Source organism: Streptomyces sp. NBC_00582, from assembly GCF_036345155.1.
In the GTDB taxonomy this organism is placed as follows: domain Bacteria; phylum Actinomycetota; class Actinomycetes; order Streptomycetales; family Streptomycetaceae; genus Streptomyces.
The window spans coordinates 8,961,759-8,982,865 of the sequence record NZ_CP107772.1 but is presented as its reverse complement, the minus strand read 5'-3'; the positions used below and the strand labels follow the sequence as shown (position 1 = coordinate 8,982,865).

Sequence of the window (21,107 nt, the reverse complement as noted above, 5' to 3'; positions counted from 1 at the left end):
CGGTTACGATCCCGGGTGTGAACCGCGAAGTGACTCTGCCCCTGATCGTCGACGACCGCGGGACCCTGCAGGTGTCTGCCGCCGATGTGAGCAAGTTGCTCCGCACGCTGGGCGGGAGGTGGCTGCACCTCGTCGAGGCGGGGGCGGAGGATCTCGACGAGGACACGGTGGCGGCGCTGACGATCGAACTGGCGAAGCTGGCCGACCGCATCGACGTGGCGTGCATCGCGCACAGCAGCGGGGGGACGTCGTAGGGGGTTGGCGTTTCGTTGCCGGGTGCGGGCGCGTGGGGGCCTGTCGCGCAGTTCCCCGCGCCCCTTGGGTGGGTGCAGTGGACGTGCCTGCCAGGGGCGCGGGGGACTGCGCGCGGCCCCCACGCGCCCGCAGGCCGCGTACTACCGCGTACTACCGGATGGGCATCCCCGAGAGCGTCCGCGCGATCACCAGGCGCTGGATCTCGCTCGTCCCCTCGAAGATCGTGTAGATCGCGGCATCGCGGTGCATCCGCTCCACCGGGTACTCCCGGGTGTAACCGTTGCCGCCCAGGATCTGGATCGCCTGCGCGGTGACCTTCTTCGCCGTCTCACTCGCGAACAGCTTCGACATCGACCCCTCGGCCGCCGTGAACGGCTTCCCGCTGATCGCCATCCAGGAAGCGCGCCAGACCAGCAGACGGGCCGCGTCGATCTGCGTCCGCATGTCCGCGAGCTGGAAGGCCACGCCCTGGTTGTCGATGATCGGCCGCCCGAACTGTTCCCGGGTCTTCGCGTAGTCGAGGGCGTAGTCGTACGCGGCACGGGCCGTGCCGACGGCCATCGCGCCGACGGCGGGCCGCGAGGCCTCGAACGTGGCCATCGCCGCGTTCTTCACCCGCTCACCGCCCTGCTTGGCCCGCTCCCGGGCCCGCGCCAGCCGCTCGTCCAGCTTCTCCTTGCCGCCGAGCAGGCAGGAGCCGGGCACGCGCACGTTGTCGAGGATGACCTCGGCGGTGTGCGAGGCGCGGATGCCGTGCTTCTTGAACTTCTGGCCCTGGGCGAGGCCGGGCGTGCCCGCCGGGACGATGAAGGAGGCGTGTCCCTTGGAGCCCAGCTCCGGGTCGACGACGGCCACGACGACGTGGACGTTGGCGATACCGCCGTTGGTCGCCCAGGTCTTCGTGCCGTTGATCACCCACTCGTCCTTGGCCTCGTCGTACACGGCCCGCGTCCGCATGGAGGCGACGTCGGAGCCGGCGTCGGGCTCGGAGGAGCAGAACGCCGCGACCTTGACGTCGTTGACGTCGCCGTACATCTGGGGGATCCAGGTGCCGATCTGTTCCTCGGTTCCGTTGGCGAGGACTCCCACGGCGGCCAGGCCCGTGCCTACGATCGACAGGGCGATGCCCGCGTCGCCCCAGAACAGTTCCTCCATGGCCATCGGGATACCGAGGCCGGTGGGGTCGAAGTACTGCTGCGCGTAGAAGTCGAGGGAGTAGATGCCGACCTTCGCGGCCTCCTGGATGACCGGCCAGGGAGTCTCCTCACGCTCGTCCCATTCGGCGGCCGCGGGGCGGATGACGTCGGCGGCGAAACCGTGCAGCCAGTCCCGGACCTCCTTCTGTTCGTCGTTGAGCTCCATGGTGAACTCGGCCATGTCCCCTCCAGCGGCGGGCGTGCGTGTTACTAGCGGTAACCCCGAGTCTGTTACTCACGGGTAGGAAAAGTCAACTCCTGAGGTCGGCCAGGGAGCCTTCAGTCCCGTTCGCTGTCAGGCTGCTGTCAGGTGTTAGTTTGCGCAGGCGTCACCGAAACATCACGGGTGGGGAGAGCACATGGACACCACACAACGGACCGAGCAGCAGCGGTCCGCCGACCGCCGACGGCGAGAGTTGCTGGAGGCCGCGGACCGGGTGGTGCTCCGGGACGGCCCCCAGGCATCGATGAACGCGATCGCCGCCGAGGCCGGCATCACGAAGCCGATCCTCTATCGCCACTTCGGCGACAAGGGGGGACTCTACGCGGCGTTGGCCAAGCGGCACACGGACGCGCTGCTGGACTCCCTGCGCGCCGCGCTGGACGCGCCCGCGGAGCGGCGGGAGCGGGTGGAGGCGACCCTCGACACGTACCTCGCGGCCATCGAGGCGCGGCCCCAGGTGTACCGGTTCCTGATGCACCCCTCCGAGGGGGGCCAGGGCGGCGACCAGGGGTTCGACGTGGGCAAGCACAGCGCGCCGTTGCTCCGCAGGATGGGCGAGGAACTGGCTCAGGTGATCGAGGACCGGCTGGATCTCGGGCCCGAGAGTCAGCGGGTGGCCCGGGTGTGGGGGCACGGGATCGTCGGGATGATGCACGCGGCCGGGGACTGGTGGCTGGGCGAACGGCCTTGTTCCCGGGCCGAGCTGGTGCGGAGTCTCGCGGATCTTCTGTGGGGGCGGCTCGCCGCCGCGGGGGACAAGATCGGGGGGCCGGGCTTCTGAGGGTTGCGGGGCGGGTGCGGGTGCGTTGTGGCCTGTCGCGCCCACGCGGCGGAGCCGCGAATCGACACGGCTCCCGCGCCCCTAAAGAAGCTGCGCTCGCCCGTGCCATGACGCTCGGCTGACCTGGCGCATCAGTCTCCTCTTGCGCCAGCCCTCCACGCGGTCCGCGTACACCCGGCCCTCCAGGTGGTCGCACTCGTGTTGCAAGCATCTGGCAAAGAATCCCGTGCCGTGGATCGTGAGGGGGTCGCCGGTCGCAGTGAAGCCCTCGACGACCGCGTGGTCGTGGCGTTCCGTGCCCGCCTCCAGGCCCGGCAGGGAGAGGCAGCCCTCCGGGCCGCGCAGGACGATGCCGTCCGCCTCCACCAGCCTCGGGTTCACGACATGGCCCAGGTGGCGGACGTCCTCGTCGTCGGGGCAGTCGTAGACGAAGACCCGCAGGGGTTCGCCGACCTGGTTGGCGGCGAGGCCCACGCCCTGGGCGGCGTACATCGTGGCGAACATGTCCTCGACGAGCCGGGCGAGTTCGGGGCCGAACTCGGTGACCTCCCGGCAGGGCCGTGCCAGGACGGGGTCGCCGAGGAGGGTGAGGGGCCTGACGCGTCCGTGCGCGCCCGGGATGGAGCCGTGTCGCATGGCGGCAAGGGTACGGTCCCTTCTGACACGCGCATGCCGTACGCGTGGGAGCTGGTGCCGCGATTCGGGGCTGCGAGGGGATCTCGATAGGCTGACCACCTACCACGTTGCCGTACGGCAGAGGCGCGGCGCGTACGCAAGGAGGATCGAGAACTGATGGCAGGCAACTCGGACCCGCTCACGCCGCGGGCCAAGATCGCCGTGACCGCGGGCAAGGCGGTCGCTGCGGCATCGCGCGCGGCCGGACGCGGCAGCGGATCGGTGATCGGTGGCCGGGTGGCACTCAAACTCGACCCCGATCTCCTGGCGCGGCTCGCCCAGAACCTGGACGTGGTCCTGGTGTCGGCGACCAACGGCAAGACCACGACGACCCGGCTCATCGCCGAGGCCCTGCGGGCCGCCGGTCCGGTCGTGTCCAACGCGCTCGGCGCCAACATGCCGGCCGGCATCACCTCGGCGCTCGCGGGCGGGTCGGACTCCAAGTACGGCGTCATCGAGGTCGACGAGAAGTACCTCGCCGGCGTCGCGCGGGACACCGCCCCGAAGTGCATCGCCCTGCTGAACCTCTCCCGGGACCAGTTGGACCGCGCCGCCGAGACCCGGATGCTCGCGGAGAACTGGCGTGAGGGGCTCGCCGGCTCCAAGGCCGTCGTCGTCGCCAACGCCGACGACCCGCTGGTGGTGTGGGCCGCGTCCTCCTCCCCCAACGTGGTGTGGGTGGCCGCCGGGCAGATGTGGAAGGACGACGCCTGGTCGTGCCCGTCCTGCGGCGGTGTCATGCAGCGGCCCGGCGACGACTGGTTCTGCGGCGAGTGCGGGTTCCGCCGGCCGCAGCCGAGCTGGGCGCTGTCCGGGGACCACGTCCTCGACCCGCACGGCTCCGCCTGGCCCATCCACCTCCAGCTGCCCGGACGGGCCAACAAGGCCAACGCCGCCTCCTCCGCCGCCGTCGCCGCCGTGTTCGGCGTGCCGCCGCAGGTCGCGCTGGAGCGCATGTACCAGGTGCAGGCCGTCGCCGGACGCTATGACGTCGTCCAGTTCCAGGGCCGTGACCTCAGGCTGCTGCTCGCCAAGAACCCCGCGGGCTGGCTCGAGACGTTCAGCCTGATCGATCCTGCACCGGCCCCGGTGATCCTCTCGGTCAACGCGCGCGGCGCCGACGGCACCGACACCTCCTGGCTGTGGGACGTCGACTACACGCGGCTGACCGGCCACCCGATCTTCGTCATCGGTGACCGCAAGCTGGACCTCGCGGTGCGCCTCGAGGTGGCGAACCAGCACTTCCAGGTGTGCGACAGCGTCGACCAGGCCGTGCAGCAGTGCCCGCCGGGCCGGATCGAGGTCATCGCGAACTACACCGCGTTCCAGGACCTGCGCCGCCGCGTCGGCAACTGACCACGAAGGACGACCAGTTCATGAGCGACAACCAACTGCGGATCGTCTGGGTCTACCCGGACCTGCTCAGCACCTACGGCGACCAGGGCAACGTCCTGGTCGTGGAGCGCCGCGCCCGGCAGCGCGGCCTGGACGTGGCCCGCCTCGACGTGCGCAGCGACCAGCCGATCCCCACCTCCGGCGACATCTACCTCATCGGCGGCGGCGAGGACCGGCCCCAGCGGCTCGCGGCGGAGCGGCTGCTGCGCGACGGGCACCTGTTCCAGGCGGTGAACAACGGCGCGATCGTGTTCGCGGTCTGCGCCGGCTACCAGATCCTCGGCCACGAGTTCGTCAACGACGTCGGCCAGCGCCAGCCGGGCCTCGGCCTCCTCGACGTCACCACGGTGCGCGGCGAGGGCGAGCGGTGCGTCGGTGACGTCCTCGCCGACATCGACCCCCGGCTCGGGCTGCCGTCCCTGACGGGCTTCGAGAACCACCAGGGCGTCACCCATCTCGGCCCGACCGCCCGCCCGTTCGCCCGGGTCAGCATGGGCCGGGGCAACGGCACGGGCGACGGTACGGAGGGCGCGTACAACGACACCGTGTTCGGTACGTACATGCACGGGCCCGTGCTGGCCAGGAACCCGCTCATCGCGGACCTGCTGCTGAAGCTGGCGCTCGACGTGAACGCGCTTCCGCCGACCGACGACCGCTGGTACGAGGCGCTGCGCAACGAACGGATCGCGGCCGCGCAGCAGCCTGCGTGATCCATGTGTTCACCTGCTTTTCAGGGCACCGTCAGCAGCCCGTCTGACGGTACGTCCGCACAGGTGAGCAGGCACGTCCAGCAGGCGGACGCATGCTTCGGCCCCGCCCCCTCCTGCCGCTAGGGTGGCGGGGATCGAGCCGGACGACGTGGTCCGGATCCGGCCCTCGTGGAGAAGGTTTTTCGGGCTATGCGCATTGGTGTCCTCACGTCCGGCGGCGACTGCCCCGGCCTGAACGCCGTCATCCGGTCCGTCGTGCACCGTGCCGTCGCCGACCACGGCGACGAGGTCATCGGCTTCCGGGACGGCTGGAAGGGCCTCCTGGAGTGCGACTACCTCAAGCTCGACCTCGACGCGGTGGCCGGCATCCTGGCCCGCGGCGGCACCATCCTCGGCTCCTCCCGCGTCCAGCCCTCCCATCTGCGGGACGGCGTGGAGCGGGCCAGGGGGCACGTGGAGGAGCTCGGGCTCGACGCCATCATCCCCATCGGCGGTGAGGGCACCCTCAAGGCGGCCCGGCTGATGTCCGACGCGGGGCTGCCGATCGTCGGCGTGCCGAAGACCATCGACAACGACATCGCGGTCACCGACGTCACCTTCGGCTTCGACACGGCCGTCGGGGTCGCGACCGAGGCGCTCGACCGGCTGAAGACCACCGCCGAGTCGCACCAGCGGGTGCTGGTCGTCGAGGTCATGGGGCGGCACACCGGCTGGATAGCGCTGCAGTCCGGCATGGCGGCGGGCGCCCATGCCATCGTCGTACCGGAGCGGCCGTTCGACATCGAGGAGCTGGCCCGGCGGGTCGGTGAGCGGTTCGAGGCGGGCAAGCGGTTCGCGATCGTCGTCGCGGCGGAGGGCGCCAAGCCGCGGGCCGGGACCATGGACTTCGACGAGGGCGGCAAGGACATCTACGGGCACGAGCGGTTCGCCGGGATCGCCCGGCAGCTCTCCATCGAGCTGGAGGACCGGCTCGGGAAGGAAGCCCGTCCGGTGATCCTCGGGCATGTGCAGCGGGGTGGGACGCCCACCGCGTACGACCGGGTGCTGGCGACCCGCTTCGGGTGGCACGCGGTGGAGGCGGCGCATCGGGGGGAGTTCGGGAAGATGACGGCCCTGCGCGGGACGGACATCGTGATGGTGCCGCTGGCGGAGGCCGTGGAGACGCTCAAGACCGTGCCGGCGGAGCGGTACGCGGAAGCGGAGTGCGTGCTGTAGCCGTCCGGCGGGTGCGGGTCGTGTGTGGTTGCTCGCGCGGTTCCCCGCGCCCCTTTCAGGTCGGCTGTCCTGCCCCCGGTCGAAAGTTCGGCCGGGGGCGGTTCTACTCTGGGGGCGGCAGGAAACGCACAACCCCCCACGAATCAGGAGCCGCCCACCATGGAACACAGCGGGCACGGCACGCATATGGATCTACTGCCGTTCACGCTGGGGCGGGGGCTTCAGTGGTCGGCTGATCCGTTCTTCCTGGTCGCCTGTCTGGCCGGGCTCGGGTTGTACGGGTGGGGTGTGGTGCGGCTGCGGCGGCGGGGGGACGCCTGGTCGGCGGGGCGGACCGTGTCGTTCGTCGTCGGAGTCCTGACGATCATGCTGGTGATGTGCACCGCCCTGAACGACTACGGGATGGTCATGTTCAGCGTGCACATGGTGCAGCACATGGTCATCAGCATGCTGTCGCCGATCCTGATCCTGCTGGGCGCGCCCGTCACGCTGGCGCTGCGGGCGCTGCCGGCGGCCGGCGGGGGGCGCAAGGGGCCGCGTGAGCTGCTGCTGATGCTGCTGCACAGCCGGTACATGCGGATCATCACGCATCCGGCGTTCACCATTCCGATGTTCATCGCCTCGCTGTACGCGCTGTACTTCAGTCCCCTCTTCGACTTCCTGATGGGCTCGAAGGTCGGGCACCTCGCGATGATGGTGCACTTCCTCGCGGTGGGCGTGGTGTTCTTCTGGCCGATCATCGGGGTGGACCCGGGGCCGCACCGGCCCGGGCATCTGATGCGGATGCTGGAGCTGTTCGCCGGGATGCCGTTCCACGCGTTCTTCGGCATCGCGCTGATGATGGCGTCCGAGCCGATGGTCGACACGTTCCGCAACCCGCCGGCCTCGCTCGGGATCGACGCGCTGACCGATCAGAACGCCGCGGGCGGCATCGCGTGGGCGTTCAGTGAGATTCCGTCCGTGCTGGTGCTGATCGCGCTGCTGTTCCAGTGGTACGGCTCCGAACAGCGGCAGGCCAAGCGCAAGGACCGGGCCGCCGACCGGGACGGTGACAAGGAGCTGGAGGCGTACAACGCCTACCTCGCCTCGCTCGACGCCCGGGGGCGCTGAGGGCCCGGCCGCGCGAATCCGGGGCGCCGGAGCGTGAGCCGGGGCACCATGGAGGTGGACACGCCCGGCGGAGGGCGGCCCTGAGGAGGGTGTCGCGATGGCAGGTTCCACGGACGGCTCCACGAAGACCATGGGGGTGCTCACCATCGGCGGGCTCGTCGCGGTGACCGCCTACACGGTGGCCCTCGGCAGCAACGGCTGGCTGTGGTTCGGCTGGGTGGTGCTCGGGCTGATCACCCTGGCCATGATCGTGCTGAAGACCGGCTGATCACCCGGGAGCGAGCCGGGCCGCCGAGTGGACGCCCGGCTGGTACTTCGGCAGCCGGGCGGTGATCTTCATCCCCGCTCCCACGGCCGTCTCGATGACGAGGCCGTAGTCGTCGCCGTACACCTGGCGGAGCCGGTCGTCGACGTTGGACAGGCCGATGCCGCCCGAGGGGCTGACCCCGCCGGCCAGGATGCGGCGCAGCAGGACCGGGTCCATGCCGGCGCCGTCGTCCTCGATGACGACCAGGGCCTCGGCGCCGGCGTCCTGGGCCGTGATCTGTATGTGGCACTTCTCCGCCTTGCCCTCCAGGCCGTGTTTGACGGCGTTCTCCACCAGGGGCTGGAGGCAGAGGAAGGGCAGGGCGACCGGGAGGACCTCGGGGGCGATCTGGAGCGTGACGGCGAGGCGGTCCCCGAAGCGGGCGCGGACCAGGGCCAGATAGTGGTCGATGGCGTGGAGCTCGTCGGCGAGGGTGGTGAAGTCGCCGTGCCGGCGGAACGAGTAGCGGGTGAAGTCGGCGAACTCCAGGAGCAGCTCGCGGGCGCGCTCGGGGTCGGTGCGGACGAAGGACGCGATCACGGCGAGCGAGTTGAACACGAAGTGCGGGGAGATCTGGGCGCGCAGGGCCTTGATCTCCGCCTCGATGAGTTTCGTACGGGACTGGTCGAGATCGGCGAGTTCCAGCTGGACGCTGACCCAGCGGGCCACCTCCCCCGCCGCCCGGACCAGTACGGCGGACTCACGGGGCGCGCAGGCGACGAGGGCGCCGTGCACCCGGTCGTCGACGGTCAGCGGGGCGACGACGGCCCAGCGGACGGGGCAGTCGGCGTGGTCGCAGGCGAGGCGGAAGGCCTCGCCCCGGCCGCTGTCCAGGGGGCCGGCGAGGCGTTCCATGATCTCGCCGCGGTGGTGGGCGCCCACGCCGTCCCAGGCGAGGACCTGCTCGCGGTCGGTGAGGCAGAGGGCGTCCGTGCCGAGGAGGGTGCGCAGTCTGCGGGCGGACTTGCGGGCCGTCTCCTCGGTGAGGCCCGCCCGCAGCGGGGGTGCGGCGAGCGAGGCGGTGTGCAGGGTCTGGAACGTGGCGTGCTCGACGGGGGTGCCCAGGCCGCCCCGGCTGTCCGGGCGTGCGGTGCGCCGGCCGAGCCAGAAGCCGAGGGCGAGGAAGGGCAGGATCGCCATGCACACGCCCGCCAGAAACCCGCTCATGGGGTGGCCTCCGTCGTCCTGAGTTCCTCCGTGCGCAGTTCCTCCGGGAGGTGGAAGCGGGCGAGGATCGCCGCCGTGCCGGCCGGGACGCGGCCCGGGGTGGCCAGCGAGACGAGGATCATGGTGAGGAAGCCCAGCGGGACCGACCACAGCGCGGGCCAGGCGAGGAGGGCGTGCAGCCCGCCCGTGACCGGCAGGCCCGCCATCGTCGCCGCGACCGCGAGGAACGCCGAACCGCCGCCCACCACCATCCCGGCGACCGCCCCGGGCGGGGTCAGCCGGCGCCACCAGATGCCGAGGACGAGCAGCGGGCAGAAGGAGGACGCCGACACCGCGAAGGCGAGGCCCACCGCGTCGGCCACCGGCAGTCCGCCCACCAGCAGACTGGCGGCGAGCGGTACGGCCATGGCGAGCGCGGTGCCCAGCCGGAAGTGGCGTACGCCCCGGGCCGGCAGCACGTCCTGGGTGAGGACGCCCGCGACGGCCATGGTCAGCCCGGACGCCGTGGACAGGAACGCGGCGAAGGCGCCCCCGGCGACCAGGGCGCCGAGCAGGTCGCCGCCGACGCCGCCGATCATCCGGTCCGGCAGCAGCAGGACAGCGGCGTCGGCGTCACCGGTGAGGGCGAGTTCGGGGGTGTACAGGCGGCCGAGGGCGCCGTAGAGGGGCGGGAGCAGGTAGAAGACGCCGACCAGGGCGAGGACGGCGACCGTGGTGCGGCGGGCGGCGACTCCGGTCGGGCTGGTGTAGAAGCGGACGACGACGTGCGGCAGTCCCATCGTGCCGAGGAAGGTGGCGAGGATCAGTCCGTACGTGGCGTACAGCGGGCGTTCCTCGCGGCCCGCGGCGAGGGAGGTGGACATGCCGCCGTTGCTGCCGCGCTCGGCGGTGGGGACGGGGGTGCCCCCGGCGAAGGTGAGCCGGGTGCCGCGGTCGATGCGGTGGGTGCCGGCGGGCAGGTTCAGAAGCGTGCCGGAGTGCCGGCGGCCGTCGACGGCGCCGTCCACCGTCACGGCCAGCGGGCTGTCGAGCTTCAGTTCGAGGGTGTCGTCGACGCGGACCGTGCGCTGCTCGCGGAAGGCGGCCGGTTCGGCGAAGGCGTGGTGGGGGGCTCCGTCGCCCTGCCAGGCGAGGACCAGGAACAGCGCGGGGACGAGAAGGGCGGTGAGCTTGAGCCAGTACTGGAAGGCCTGCACGAAGGTGATGCTGCGCATCCCGCCCGCGGCCACGGTCGCGGCGACGACGACCGCGACGATCAGCCCGCCGAGGGAGTCCGGCGCCCCGGTGAGGACGGTCAACGTCAGTCCGGCGCCCTGGAGCTGGGGCAGCAGGTACAGCCAGCCGACGCCGACGACGAGGGTGCCGGCGAGCCGCCGGACGGTGTGGGAGGCGAGGCGGGCCTCGGCGAAGTCGGGCAGGGTGTAGGCGCCGGAGCGGCGCAGCGGGGCGGCGACGAAGAGGAGCAGGACGAGATAGCCGGCGGTGTAGCCGACGGGGTACCAGAGCATGTCGGGGCCCTGGACGAGGACCAGTCCGGCTATGCCGAGGAAGGAGGCGGCGGACAGGTACTCGCCGCTGATGGCGGCCGCGTTGAGGCGGGGGCCGACGGTGCGCGAGGCGACGTAGAAGTCGGAGGTGGTGCGGGAGATCCTGAGGCCGAAGGCGCCGACGAGGACGGTCGCGACCACCACCAGGGCGACAGCGGGCACGGCGTACGCCGAGTTCATGGGCCCGGCCCTACCGGTCCTCGACCAGCCGCACGAAGTCCCGCTCGTTGCGTTCGGCGCGGCGGACGTACCAGCGGGCCAGCAGGACGAGCGGGAGGTAGAGGCAGAAGCCGAGGACGGCCCATTCCAGGCGGTGGGCGTCGGGCATCGCCGCGAAGAGCAGCGGCAGGGGGCCGACGAGGAGGGCGAGGACGGCGAACACCGCGAGGGCGGCGCGCAGTTGGGAGCGCATGAGGGAGCGGACATAGGTGTGGCCGAGGGTGGTCTGCTCGTCGATCTCGGTCCGTGGGCGGTAGTAGCCGAAGGCCCGCCGGGTGCGGCGGGGCGGGCCGGTGACGACGACGCGCCGCTCGACGGGGTCCTGCGGCATGGTCACGGCCTCCTCATCAGCAGGTCCCGCAGTTCGCGGGCGTGGCGGCGGCTGACCTGGAGTTCCTCGTCGCCGACGAGGACGCTGACCGTGCCGGCGTCGAGGCGGAGTTCGCCGATGTGGCGCAGGGCGACGAGATGGCGGCGGTGGATGCGGACGAAGCCGCGGGCCCGCCAGCGTTCCTCCAGGGTGGACAGGGGGATGCGGACGAGGTGGTGGCCGCGGTCGGTGTGCAGCCGGGCGTAGTCGCCGTGGGCCTCGACATGGGTGATGTCGTCGACGGCGACGAACCGGGTCACGCCGCCGAGTTCGACGGGTATGTGGTCGGGGTCGGGTTCGTGGACGGGGATGCGGGGCGGGTTGCCGCGCAGTTCGGCGGCCCGGCGCACGGCTTCGGCGAGGCGTTCCTTGCGGACCGGCTTGAGGACGTAGTCGACGGCCTTGAGGTCGAATGCCTGCACGGCGAAGTCCTCGTGGGCGGTGACGAACACGACCAGCGGCGGGCGGGCGAAGCCGGTGAGGAGGCGGGCCAGGTCGAGGCCGTCGAGGCCGGGCATCTGGATGTCGAGGAAGACGACGTCGATGGCCTCGGGACCGTGCGGGCCTGACTCCAGCGCCCGGTTGATGCGGCGCAGCGCCTCGGTGGCGTCGCCGGCGCCCTCCACGCTGCCGATGCGGGGATCGGCGTTCAGCAGGTACAGCAGTTCCTCGAGCGAGGGGCGTTCGTCGTCGACGGCGAGGGCGCGCAGCATGAACGTGGAGTGTAGGGGTGAACGGCGCGGCTGGACATGTGCCGGGGTGTGGACGGATCCGCTGGATACAGTGCCCGCATGAACAGCGGCACTGCCCCTTTCGACGAGCTCGACCGGAAGATCGTCACCGCTCTGATGGCGAACGCCAGGACCAGTTTCGCGGAGATCGGGTCGGCGATCGGCCTGTCGGCGACGGCGGTCAAACGCCGGGTGGACCGGTTGCGGGACACCGGGGTGATCACGGGGTTCACGGCCACGGTGAAGCCGGCGGCGCTGGGCTGGCGCACGGAGGCGTATGTGGAGGTGTACTGCGAGGGCGCGGCCCCGCCGCGGAGGCTCGCGGAGGTGGTGCGCAACCATCCGGAGATCACCGCGGCGATGACGGTGACGGGCGGGGCGGACGCGTTGCTGCATGTGCGGGCGCGGGACGTGGAGCACTTCGAGGAGGTGCTGGAGCGGATCCGGGTGGAGCCGTTCATCCGCAAGACGATCAGTGTGATGGTGCTGTCGCATCTGCTGCCGGACAGCCCGGAGGCGGGAGCCACCCACGCCGCGCCCGATGACGCAGCGAACCTGCGTGAACAGGGCTGACTGCGCAGCACTCCTGCGTGAACACGCAGCGTTCGTCGCTTGTAGCGCTCCGCTGTCGCTTCTTACCTTGGGGACATGCCCGAGAGTGTGACCACCGGCCGCAGGCCGAGTGCGCGGCGCTTTCTCGTCTGCGAACCCAGACACTTCGCCGTGCAGTACGCGATCAACCCGTGGATGCGTCCCGACACCCCCGTGGACGTGGACCTCGCCCAGGAGCAGTGGCAGTCGCTGATCCGCGCCTACCGCTCCCACGGACACACCGTCGACACCGTGGAACCGGTCCCCGGTCTGCCGGACATGGTCTTCGCCGCGAACTCCGCGGTCGTGGTGGCCGGCCGGGTGTTCGGCTCGCTCTTCCACGCGCCCGAGCGGCGCCCCGAGTCCGCGCTCTACGACACCTGGTTCAAGGCCGCCGGCTACGACGTGCACCGCCCGGAGAACGTCTGCGAGGGCGAGGGCGACCTGGTGTGGACCGGCCGGTACGTGCTGGCCGGCACGGGGTTCCGTACGACGCGTGAGGCGCACCGCGAGGTGCAGGAGTTCTTCGGCCATCCGGTGATCAGCCTGACGCTGGTGGACCCGCACTTCTACCACCTGGACACGGCGCTGTTCGTGCTGGACGCCGGCCCCGAGGAGAACATCGTGTACTACCCGGAGGCGTTCTCGCCGGGCAGCCGCGAGGTCCTCGCGCGGCTCTATCCGGACGCCGTGCTCGCCACCCGCGACGACGCGATGGCGTTCGGCCTGAACTCGGTCTCCGACGGCCGTCATGTGTTCATCGCGCCCCGGGCCGAGGCCCTCGCCGCCCGGCTGGACGAGCGCGGCTATGTCCCCGTCCCCGTCGACCTGTCGGAGTTCCAGAAGGCCGGCGGTGGCATCAAGTGCTGCACTCAGGAGATCCGCTCATGACCGCTCCCGTCGTTCCCGCGCGTTCGCCCGAGGCCGTGCCCGCCGGTGTGTCCGAGGCCGTGTCCGCGCGCTCCTCGGCCGAGCTGATCCGTGCCGAGGAACCGGTCCTCGCGCACAACTACCACCCGCTGCCGGTGGTCGTCGCCCGTGCCGAGGGCACCTGGGTGGAGGACGTGGAGGGCCGCCGCTACCTCGACATGCTGGCCGGTTACTCGGCCCTCAACTTCGGCCACCGCCACCCCCGGTTGATCGAGGCGGCGCACCGTCAGCTCGACCGGCTCACGCTCACCTCGCGCGCCTTCCACAACGACCGGCTCGCCGCCTTCGCCGAACGGCTCGCGGCGTTGACCGGCCTGGACATGGTGCTGCCGATGAACACCGGCGCGGAGGCGGTGGAGAGCGGCATCAAGGTGGCCCGCAAGTGGGCGTACGAGGTGAAGGGCGTCCCCGCCGACCGGGCGACGATCGTGGTGGCGGCGGAGAACTTCCACGGCCGTACGACGACGATCGTGAGTTTCTCGACGGACGAGACGGCCCGGACGGGCTTCGGCCCCTTCACCCCGGGCTTCCGGATCGTGCCGTACAACGATCTGGCGGCGCTGGAGGCGGCGGTCGACGAGACCACGGCCGCGGTGCTGATCGAGCCGATCCAGGGCGAGGCGGGGGTGGTCGTCCCGGACGACGGCTACCTGGCCGGGGTGCGGGAGCTGACCCGCCGGGCGAACTGCCTGTTCGTCGCGGACGAGATCCAGTCCGGGCTGGGCCGCACGGGGCGGACCCTCGCGGTGGAGCACGAGGGGGTCGTCCCCGATGTCGTCCTGCTCGGCAAGGCGCTCGGCGGCGGCATCGTGCCCGTGTCGGCCGTGGTGGGCCGGCGGGAGGTGCTGTCGGTGCTGCGGCCGGGCGAGCACGGGTCGACCTTCGGCGGCAATCCGCTGGCGGCGGCGGTCGGCACGGCGGTGGTGGACCTGCTGGAGACGGGGGAGTTCCAGCAGCGGGCGGCGGAGCTGGGGGGCGTCCTCAGGGACGGCCTGACCGGTCTGGTCGGCCGGGGCGTCGTCGGCTTCCGGGCCCGGGGTCTGTGGGCGGGCGTCGACATCGACCCGGCCCTGGGCAGCGGCCGTGCGGTGAGCGAGCGGCTGATGCGGGAGGGCGTCCTGGTCAAGGACACGCACGGCTCGACCATTCGGCTGGCGCCGCCGTTGACGATCACGGGCGAGGAACTGGGGTCGGCGCTGGAGGCGTTGGGGAGGGTGCTCGCTCAGGGGGCCTGAGCGGACCGGCCGCACCCGGGGGTGAGCCGGGGCTCCCGGGTGGCTTGGCCGGGCTCGTGCAGGCAGGGTGAAGATGGGGTCAAGAGGTGGTAGACCACTCTCAGCGACAGAGAGGTCGACCGTGGGCACACTCGACGAGGACGGCCTTGCCCGCCGGCGGTTCGACGTGGCGGATGCCGCGCCCTTGCTGCTCGACGGGCTGGGCGTGGTCACGAGTTGGACCAGGGACGCCGAGCGGCTGCTGGGGTACCCGGCGTCCGACGCGGTGGGCCGGGACCTGGCCGCACTGCTGACCGAGGGGGACGCCGGCCGGGTGCCGGAGATCCTCGAACGGTGCCGTCGGGACGGCGGCTGGAGCGGCCTGCTGTCCGCCCGGCGCGGGGACGGCCGGCCGGTCCCGGTCATGGCCCGTGTCACCTGCGCCGACGAGCCCGGCGGGGCGGACCGCAGGCTGGTGCTGCTGAGCGAGATGGGCGACGCCCCCGGCTGGGCGATGAGCCGCTCCGTGCTGGAGCAGATGGTGTCCGACTCCCCCATCGGCATCGCCGTCGTCGACACCGACCTGCGGTTCGTGTGGTCCAACGACGCGCTGGCCCGGTTCGGCGGGGGCCGGCCCGAGCAGCGGCTGGGGCTGCGGCTCGGGGACGTGCAGCCGGGGCTGGACGCGGCGGCGGCCGAGGCGCAGATGCGGCGGGTGCTCGCCGACGGCGGGACGGTGGTCGGCTACGAGCACGTCGGGCACGTACGGGCCGCGCCGCACCGGGAGACGGCGCACATGCTGTCGTTCACCCGGCTGGACGACGGCCGCGGCAATCCGGTGGGCGTGTACTACACGGTCGTCGACATCACCGACCGCCACCGCGCCCGGCAGCGGCTCGCCCTGCTCGACCGGGCGGGGCGGTGCATCGGCGGCAGCCTGGACATCGCCCGCACCGCCCAGGAACTGGCCGACGTGGCCGTGCCCGACTTCGCCGACGCGGTCGCCGTGGACCTGCCGTCCCCGGTCCTGCGCGGCGCGGAACCCAGCCCGGACCCACCGGGCTCGGCGCTGCCCGGCCCGCCCCCACTCGGTACGCGTCCCACCCGCGGGCCGTCCGTCGCGCCCCCGCCCGGTACGGAACCCGGCCCCGTCCGCTCCGAGGAGGCGGTCACCCTGCGTCGGGCGGGGCTGCGGGGCGCCGGCGTGGGCGGTTCGGCCGGGGCCGTCGCTCCCGGCGTCGTCTACCCGGCCGACTCGCCCCCGGTGCGCTGTCTGCGCACCGGCCGCCCCTGGCACGGTGAACGTCTCGAGGCGTCGGCCGAGACATGGCTGGGGAACCTGCCCGCGGCGGCCCCGGGCGATCCGGTCAGCGTGCTCGTCGTCCCCGTGCGGGCCCGGGGAGTCACCCTGGGGGTCACCACGTTCCTGCGGCGCGGGCCGCGGGAGCCCTTCGACGCCGATGACCTGGCCCTCGCCGAGGACCTGGTGTCACGGGCCGCCGTCTGCGTGGACAACGCCCGGCGCTACACGCGCGAGCGCGACGCGGCCCTGGTGCTCCAGCGCGATCTGCTCCCCCACCGGCTGCCCGAGCAGGAGGCCGTCGAGGTGGCCGCCTGCTACCGGCCCGCCGACGAGCTGACCGGCCTCGGCGGCGACTGGTACGACCTGATCCCGCTGTCGGCGGCGCGGGTGGCGCTGGTGGTGGGCGAGGTGCCCGGACACGGCATCGACGCCGCCGCGGCCATGGGACGCGTACGGACCGCCGTGCGCACCCTCGCCGCCCTGGACCTCCCGCCGCAGGAGGTCCTCGCCCACCTGGACGACCTGGTCGCCCGCATGGCCCGCGACGAGGGACTGGAGGCGGGCACGCAGGCGCAGGGGGCCGGATGCCTGTACGTCGTGTACGACCCCGTCGACGGCCGGTGCGCGATGGCCGCCGCCGGGCACCCCGCCCCGGCGGTCGTCCTGCCCGACGGGAAGGTCACCTTCGTGGACCTGCCGCAGGGGCCGGCCCTCGGTGCGGGCGGACTGCCGTTCGAGTCGGTGGAGCTGACCCTGCCGGAGGGCAGCACGCTCGCGCTGCACACCGACGGGCTGCTGGCGCAGGGCGGCGCGTGGGCGCTGGACGCCGACCGCACCCGGCTGCGGCAGGCGCTGGAGCGGCGGGCGCCAAGTCTGGACCTGCGCTGCCGGAGCGTGATCGACGCGCTCGTCCCGGCCCGTCCGTACGACGACGTGGCGCTGCTGATGGCCCGGACGCACCGGCTCCCCGCGGACCGCGTCGCCGACTGGGAGCTGCCCGCGGATCCGGCCGCGGTCGCCGAGGCACGCAGGACCGCGAGCCGGCGGCTGGTGGAGTGGGGGCTGCCGGAACTGTCGTTCACGACCGAGCTGGTGGTCAGCGAGCTGGTCACCAACGCCATCCGGTACGCCACCGGACCGATCCGGCTGCGGCTGATCCGCGAGCGTTCCCTGGTCTGCGAGGTCTTCGACGGCGGCGCCACCGCCCCGCATCTGCGCCATCCGCGCACCACGGACGAGGGCGGCCGCGGTCTGCTGCTGGTCTCCCAGGTCAGCGAGCGCTGGGGCACCCGGTTCCTCGGCGAGGGAAAGATCATCTGGGCCGAGCAGTCGCTCACGGACCCCGGCGTGTGACGCGCGCCTCCGTCCGCCGCGCCCCGTGCGAAAATAACGCAGAACCGGCAGATGGGGCGCTAGCCATGAACGACACGGCGATCGACTACGCGGCGGTGTTCCAGTCCCTGCCCGGCATGGTGGCGCTGCTGACGCCCGAGCTGAGGTACGCCGACGTCAACGAGGAGTTCCTGCGCGTCGCGGGCCGAAGACGGGAGCACATGATCGGCCGCCATCTGTTCGAGGTGTTCCCGGACAACCCCAACGACCCGGGCGCGAGCGGGGTGCGCAATCTGGAGGCCTCGCTGCGCAGGGTGATCGCCACCGGCGAACGGGACGCGATGGCGCTGCAGCGCTACGACGTCGAGGACCCCGAGCGGCCCGGGGAGTGGGAGGAGCGGTACTGGAGCCCCGTCAACGCGCCGGTGGTCGGACCCGACGGGTCGGTGGTGCTCGTCGTGCACCGCGTCGAGGAGGTCACCGAGCTGATCCGGGCCCGTGGCGCGCGGGGTGCGGACGGTCCCGGCAGCCGGACCCGGGTGCTGGAGGCGGAGCTGTACACGCGCGCCCGTGAACTGCAGGAGCTCAACGAGCGGCTGCGGCAGGCGCACGCCCGCGAGCGCGAGGTGGCCCTCGCCCTCCAGGAGGCGATGCTGCCCGCCCGCCGTCAGGTCGGCCACCATCAGGCGGCGGTGCGCTACCGCCCGGCGGTCGGCTCGCTGAACGTCTGCGGGGACTGGTACGACCTGGTCGACCTGGTGGGCGGCGACCGTATCGGGGTGTCGGTCGGGGACGTCGTGGGGCACGGTCTGGAGGCCGCCGGGGTGATGGGCCAGCTGCGCAGTGCGCTCAGCGCGGCCTCCCGGGTCGCGGAGGGGCCCGCCGAGGCGCTCAATGTGCTCGGCCGGTACGCGCATGTCGTGGACGGCGCCGAATCGGCCACCGCGGTCACCACGTTCATCGACTTCGACCGGCACACCATCACCTACAGCAGCGCCGGGCACCCCCCGCCCGCGCTCGTCCACCCCGGCGGCCGGGTGGAGTTCCTCGACCGGGCCACCGACCCGCCGCTCGACGCTCCCCCGGACCCCAAGCCCCGGCCGCAGGAGTGCACCGCCTACGCCCACGGCGCCACCCTCGTCCTGTACACGGACGGGCTGGTGGAGCGGCGGCACGAGGACATCGACACCGGCCTGAGCCGTCTCGCCGAGGCCCTCGCCCGGCACCGGGACGCGGACCCGGAGACCCTCGCCGACTCCGTGCTCCTCGAACTCCTCCCGCCGGGCGGCGCGACCGACGACACGGCCCTGGTCGTCGTACGGCTGTGAGGGAGCGGCGACAACGCCCGCACCGGACTTGCTGTGCGGCCACCGGCGGCAGGAACCTGGTGGCGCGGCCGCCCGTCGCGGAATCCACCGGAGTGAGGAGCTACCCCTTGTTCTACTACGTGCTCAAGTACGTCCTGCTGGGCCCGTTGTTGAGGCTGGCCTTCCGCCCGCGCATCGAGGGTCTGGAGCACGTACCGGAGTCGGGCGCGGCGATCGTCGCCGGCAACCATCTGTCGTTCGCGGACCACTTCCTGATGCCCGCGGTCCTCAAGCGGCGCATCACCTTCCTGGCGAAGGCCGAGTACTTCACGGGACCGGGCCTCAAGGGCAGACTCACGGCCACCTTCTTCCGCAGCGCGGGGCAGATCCCGGTGGACCGCTCGGGCAAGGAGGCGGGCCAGGCGGCGATCCGCGAGGGGCTCGGCGTGCTGAGCAAGGACGAGTTGCTCGGCATCTACCCGGAGGGCACCCGTTCGCACGACGGGCGCCTGTACAAGGGGAAGGTCGGGGTGGCGGTGATGGCCCTGAAGGCCGGGGTGCCGGTGATCCCCTGCGCGATGATCGGCACCTTCGAGGCGCAGCCGCCCGGCCAGGTGATCCCCACCCTCCACCCGGTGGTGATCCGGTTCGGCAAGCCGCTGGACTTCTCCCGCTACGCCGGGATGGAGAACGAGAAGGCGATCCTGCGCGCGGTCACCGACGAGATCATGTACGCGATCCTGAAGCTGTCCGACCAGGAGTACGTCGACGAGTACGCGGCGGTGGTGAAGGCGCAGCAGGCCGCGGCGACGGAGAAGCAGCGCAGGTTCCCCCGGATACCGCTGAGCTGACGGTGGATCACAGCGCGAAGGGGCGGCCGGAGTTCCGGCCGCCCCTCGCTGTCGGATGTCGCCTACGGCTTCGGCGTGGCGTGCGGGGCGCAGGTCACGTCCTGGGCGTCCAGCTTGCCGGTGAGCAGGTAGCTGTCCACCCGGGGGTTGATGCAGGGGTTGACGAGGCTCGTCACACCGTGGGAACCGGCGTCCTTCTCGGTGATCAGACGGGAGCCCTTGAACCGCTTGTGCAGGGAGACGGCGCCGTCGTACGGGGTGGCCGCGTCCCGCTCGGACTGCACGATCAGCACGCCCGGCAGGCCCTTGTGGGTCTTGACCTCCACCGGGGTCTGCTGCTTGACCGACCAGTAGGCGCACGGCAGGTTCATCCATGCGTTGGCCCAGGTCAGGAACGGGTAGTCCTTGTTGAGCCGGGTGTTGTCGGCGTTCCACTTGCGCCAGCTCGTGGGCCACTTGGCGTCGGTGCACTCGACGGCCGTGTAGACGGCGTTGCCGTTCTCCGAGGCGATGTTGCCGGCCGTGTCGGTCAGGTCCGGGGCGGCCGCGTCGACGAGGGCCTGGGTGTCCCCGGCGACGTACTTGCTGAAGACCGTCGCCACCGGGATCCACGAGGAGTCGTAGTACGGGGCGCCCTGGAAGAAGGAGATCAGCTCGGCCGGGCCGACGAGACCGCCGATGGGGTGCGCCTTGGCGGTGGCGCGCAGCTCCAGCCACTTCGCCTGGACGGCGGCGCGGGTGGTGCCCAGGTGGAAGGTCGCGTCGTTGGCGGCGACCCAGTCCTCCCAGTCCTTCCAGCGGCCTTCGAAGGCGACGTCCTGGTCGAGGTTGGCCTCGTACCAGATCTTCTCGCGGGAGGGGTTGACCACGCTGTCGACGACCATGCGGCGGACGTGGCCCGGGAAGAGGGTGCCGTAGACGGCGCCGATGTAGGTGCCGTAGGAGACGCCCAGGTAGTTGAGCTTCTTCTCGCCGAGGGCGGCGCGGATGACGTCCAGGTCGCGCACGGTGTTCGGCGTGGTCATGTACGGCAGCATCTCGCCGCTGCGCTCGTAGCAGCCGTCGGCGTACTCGCGGGCCAGCTTGATCTGGGCGAGCTTGTCGGCCTCGGTGTCCGGGACCGGGTCGGCCTTGGGCGCCTTGACGAACTCCTGCGGGTCGGCGCAGGAGATGGGCGCGGAGTGGCCGACGCCGCGCGGGTCGAAGCCGACGAAGTCGTAGGCCTTGGCCGCGTTCGCCCAGACCGCGTTCTTGGTGGTGACGCGGCGTGGGAAGCGCATGCCGGAGCCGCCGGGGCCGCCCGGGTTGTAGACGAGCGCGCCCTGGCGCTCCTTCGGGGTGCCCGTGTTGCCGATGCGGTCGACGGCGAGCTTGATCTTCTTGCCGTTGGGGCGGGCGTAGTCGAGCGGCACGGTGACCCAGCCGCACTGGATCGGCTTCTCCAGGCCCCAGTCGGCCGGGCAGTCCTGCCAGTCGATGCCGGCCTTGGCGGCGCGCTCCGCGGCGATCGCCGCACCCCGCTGTTCCCTGTCCTGTCCCGAACGGCCGCCGGCCGCGTTCGCGCTGGGCGCCGCGATCGCCGTGGCCATCAGCGTGGCGGCGACGAGCGCGCCGGCCGAACCGAGCGCAGCGGTCCTTCTGTTCGGTCGTATGTCCCTCAAGTGGGCTTCTCCCCTAC

General features: G+C 72.1%; 20 protein-coding genes. 13 read left to right on the top strand and 7 right to left on the bottom strand.

The annotated features are described in order from the left end of the window. Positions 1-17: 17 nt before the first annotated feature. Entirely contained in the window at positions 18-254 is a 237-nt protein-coding gene (locus OG852_RS40750; protein WP_133915210.1) for a DUF6213 family protein, read from the top strand. 151 nt (positions 255-405) lie between these two features. Here OG852_RS40750 and OG852_RS40745 read toward each other — a convergent pair whose 3' ends face one another. Beyond that, a complete protein-coding gene (locus tag OG852_RS40745) occupies positions 406-1,632 on the bottom strand; it encodes an acyl-CoA dehydrogenase family protein (protein ID WP_133915211.1) in 1,227 nt (408 codons plus the stop codon). Between the two features lie 178 nt (positions 1,633-1,810). Here OG852_RS40745 and OG852_RS40740 point away from each other — a divergent pair, with 178 nt between their 5' ends. Then, a complete protein-coding gene (locus tag OG852_RS40740; protein ID WP_133915212.1) occupies positions 1,811-2,455 on the top strand; it encodes a TetR family transcriptional regulator in 645 nt (214 codons plus the stop codon). 81 nt (positions 2,456-2,536) lie between these two features. On the opposite strand, the gene def is transcribed toward OG852_RS40740, so the two are convergent. Next, complete coding sequence (gene def, locus OG852_RS40735; protein WP_330350487.1) at positions 2,537-3,091, bottom strand: peptide deformylase; 555 nt, start codon at positions 3,089-3,091, stop codon at positions 2,537-2,539. 156 nt (positions 3,092-3,247) lie between these two features. Here def and OG852_RS40730 point away from each other — a divergent pair, with 156 nt between their 5' ends. The 5 genes from OG852_RS40730 to OG852_RS40710 all read left to right on the top strand — a co-directional run bounded on the left by OG852_RS40730 (position 3,248) and on the right by OG852_RS40710 (position 7,828). After that, a complete protein-coding gene (locus OG852_RS40730) occupies positions 3,248-4,486 on the top strand; it encodes a MurT ligase domain-containing protein (protein WP_133915214.1) in 1,239 nt (412 codons plus the stop codon). Positions 4,487-4,506: 20 nt separating this feature from the next. After that, complete coding sequence (locus OG852_RS40725) at positions 4,507-5,235, top strand: type 1 glutamine amidotransferase (protein ID WP_133915215.1); 729 nt, start codon at positions 4,507-4,509, stop codon at positions 5,233-5,235. Between the two features lie 189 nt (positions 5,236-5,424). Continuing rightward, positions 5,425-6,450 carry a 6-phosphofructokinase gene (locus OG852_RS40720; RefSeq protein WP_133915216.1) on the top strand — a complete coding sequence of 342 codons (1,026 nt, stop codon included), beginning with the start codon at positions 5,425-5,427 and terminating at the stop codon, positions 6,448-6,450. 159 nt (positions 6,451-6,609) lie between these two features. Continuing rightward, entirely contained in the window at positions 6,610-7,560 is a 951-nt protein-coding gene (locus OG852_RS40715; protein WP_330350486.1) for a cytochrome c oxidase assembly protein, read from the top strand. A gap of 97 nt (positions 7,561-7,657) precedes the next feature. Beyond that, positions 7,658-7,828 carry a hypothetical protein gene (locus OG852_RS40710; RefSeq protein WP_133915218.1) on the top strand — a complete coding sequence of 57 codons (171 nt, stop codon included), beginning with the start codon at positions 7,658-7,660 and terminating at the stop codon, positions 7,826-7,828. Here the strand turns inward: OG852_RS40710 and OG852_RS40705 are convergent, their stop codons facing one another. Genes OG852_RS40705 through OG852_RS40690 form a run of 4 tightly spaced genes read right to left on the bottom strand, consistent with a single transcriptional unit; the run spans position 7,829 to position 11,883 of the window. Beyond that, on the bottom strand, positions 7,829-9,034 hold the full coding sequence (locus tag OG852_RS40705) for a sensor histidine kinase (protein WP_133915219.1): 1,206 nt from the start codon (positions 9,032-9,034) through the stop codon (positions 7,829-7,831). Continuing rightward, on the bottom strand, positions 9,031-10,761 hold the full coding sequence (locus OG852_RS40700; protein WP_330350485.1) for a sodium/solute symporter: 1,731 nt from the start codon (positions 10,759-10,761) through the stop codon (positions 9,031-9,033). Before OG852_RS40700 ends, OG852_RS40705 begins: the two co-directional genes overlap by 4 nt. A gap of 10 nt (positions 10,762-10,771) precedes the next feature. Beyond that, positions 10,772-11,131, bottom strand: a complete 360-nt coding sequence (locus OG852_RS40695) for a hypothetical protein (RefSeq protein ID WP_133915221.1) — start codon at positions 11,129-11,131, stop codon at positions 10,772-10,774. A gap of 2 nt (positions 11,132-11,133) precedes the next feature. After that, positions 11,134-11,883, bottom strand: coding sequence for a LytR/AlgR family response regulator transcription factor (locus tag OG852_RS40690; RefSeq protein ID WP_133915222.1), 750 nt, complete (start codon positions 11,881-11,883; stop codon positions 11,134-11,136). Positions 11,884-11,961: 78 nt separating this feature from the next. Here OG852_RS40690 and OG852_RS40685 point away from each other — a divergent pair, with 78 nt between their 5' ends. The 6 genes from OG852_RS40685 (at position 11,962) to OG852_RS40660 (ending at position 19,429) form a co-directional block, all read left to right on the top strand. Continuing rightward, the gene (locus OG852_RS40685; protein ID WP_133915223.1) at positions 11,962-12,474 is read left to right on the top strand and encodes an Lrp/AsnC family transcriptional regulator; all 513 of its coding nucleotides are present in this window, start codon (positions 11,962-11,964) and stop codon (positions 12,472-12,474) included. 75 nt (positions 12,475-12,549) lie between these two features. After that, positions 12,550-13,383, top strand: coding sequence for a dimethylargininase (gene ddaH / locus OG852_RS40680; RefSeq protein WP_133915224.1), 834 nt, complete (start codon positions 12,550-12,552; stop codon positions 13,381-13,383). Continuing rightward, complete coding sequence (rocD, locus tag OG852_RS40675) at positions 13,380-14,657, top strand: ornithine--oxo-acid transaminase (RefSeq protein ID WP_443064607.1); 1,278 nt, start codon at positions 13,380-13,382, stop codon at positions 14,655-14,657. The genes ddaH and rocD overlap by 4 nt, the downstream gene beginning before the upstream one ends. 121 nt (positions 14,658-14,778) lie before the next feature. Further along, a complete protein-coding gene (locus tag OG852_RS40670; RefSeq protein WP_330350484.1) occupies positions 14,779-17,292 on the top strand; it encodes a SpoIIE family protein phosphatase in 2,514 nt (837 codons plus the stop codon). Positions 17,293-17,357: 65 nt separating this feature from the next. Next, on the top strand, positions 17,358-18,599 hold the full coding sequence (locus OG852_RS40665) for a PP2C family protein-serine/threonine phosphatase (RefSeq protein WP_133915226.1): 1,242 nt from the start codon (positions 17,358-17,360) through the stop codon (positions 18,597-18,599). Positions 18,600-18,706: 107 nt separating this feature from the next. Beyond that, positions 18,707-19,429, top strand: a complete 723-nt coding sequence (locus tag OG852_RS40660) for a lysophospholipid acyltransferase family protein (RefSeq protein WP_133915227.1) — start codon at positions 18,707-18,709, stop codon at positions 19,427-19,429. 62 nt (positions 19,430-19,491) lie between these two features. Here OG852_RS40660 and OG852_RS40655 read toward each other — a convergent pair whose 3' ends face one another. Next, on the bottom strand, positions 19,492-21,090 hold the full coding sequence (locus OG852_RS40655) for an alpha/beta hydrolase (RefSeq protein WP_208117261.1): 1,599 nt from the start codon (positions 21,088-21,090) through the stop codon (positions 19,492-19,494). Between the last annotated feature and the right edge of the window lie 17 nt (positions 21,091-21,107).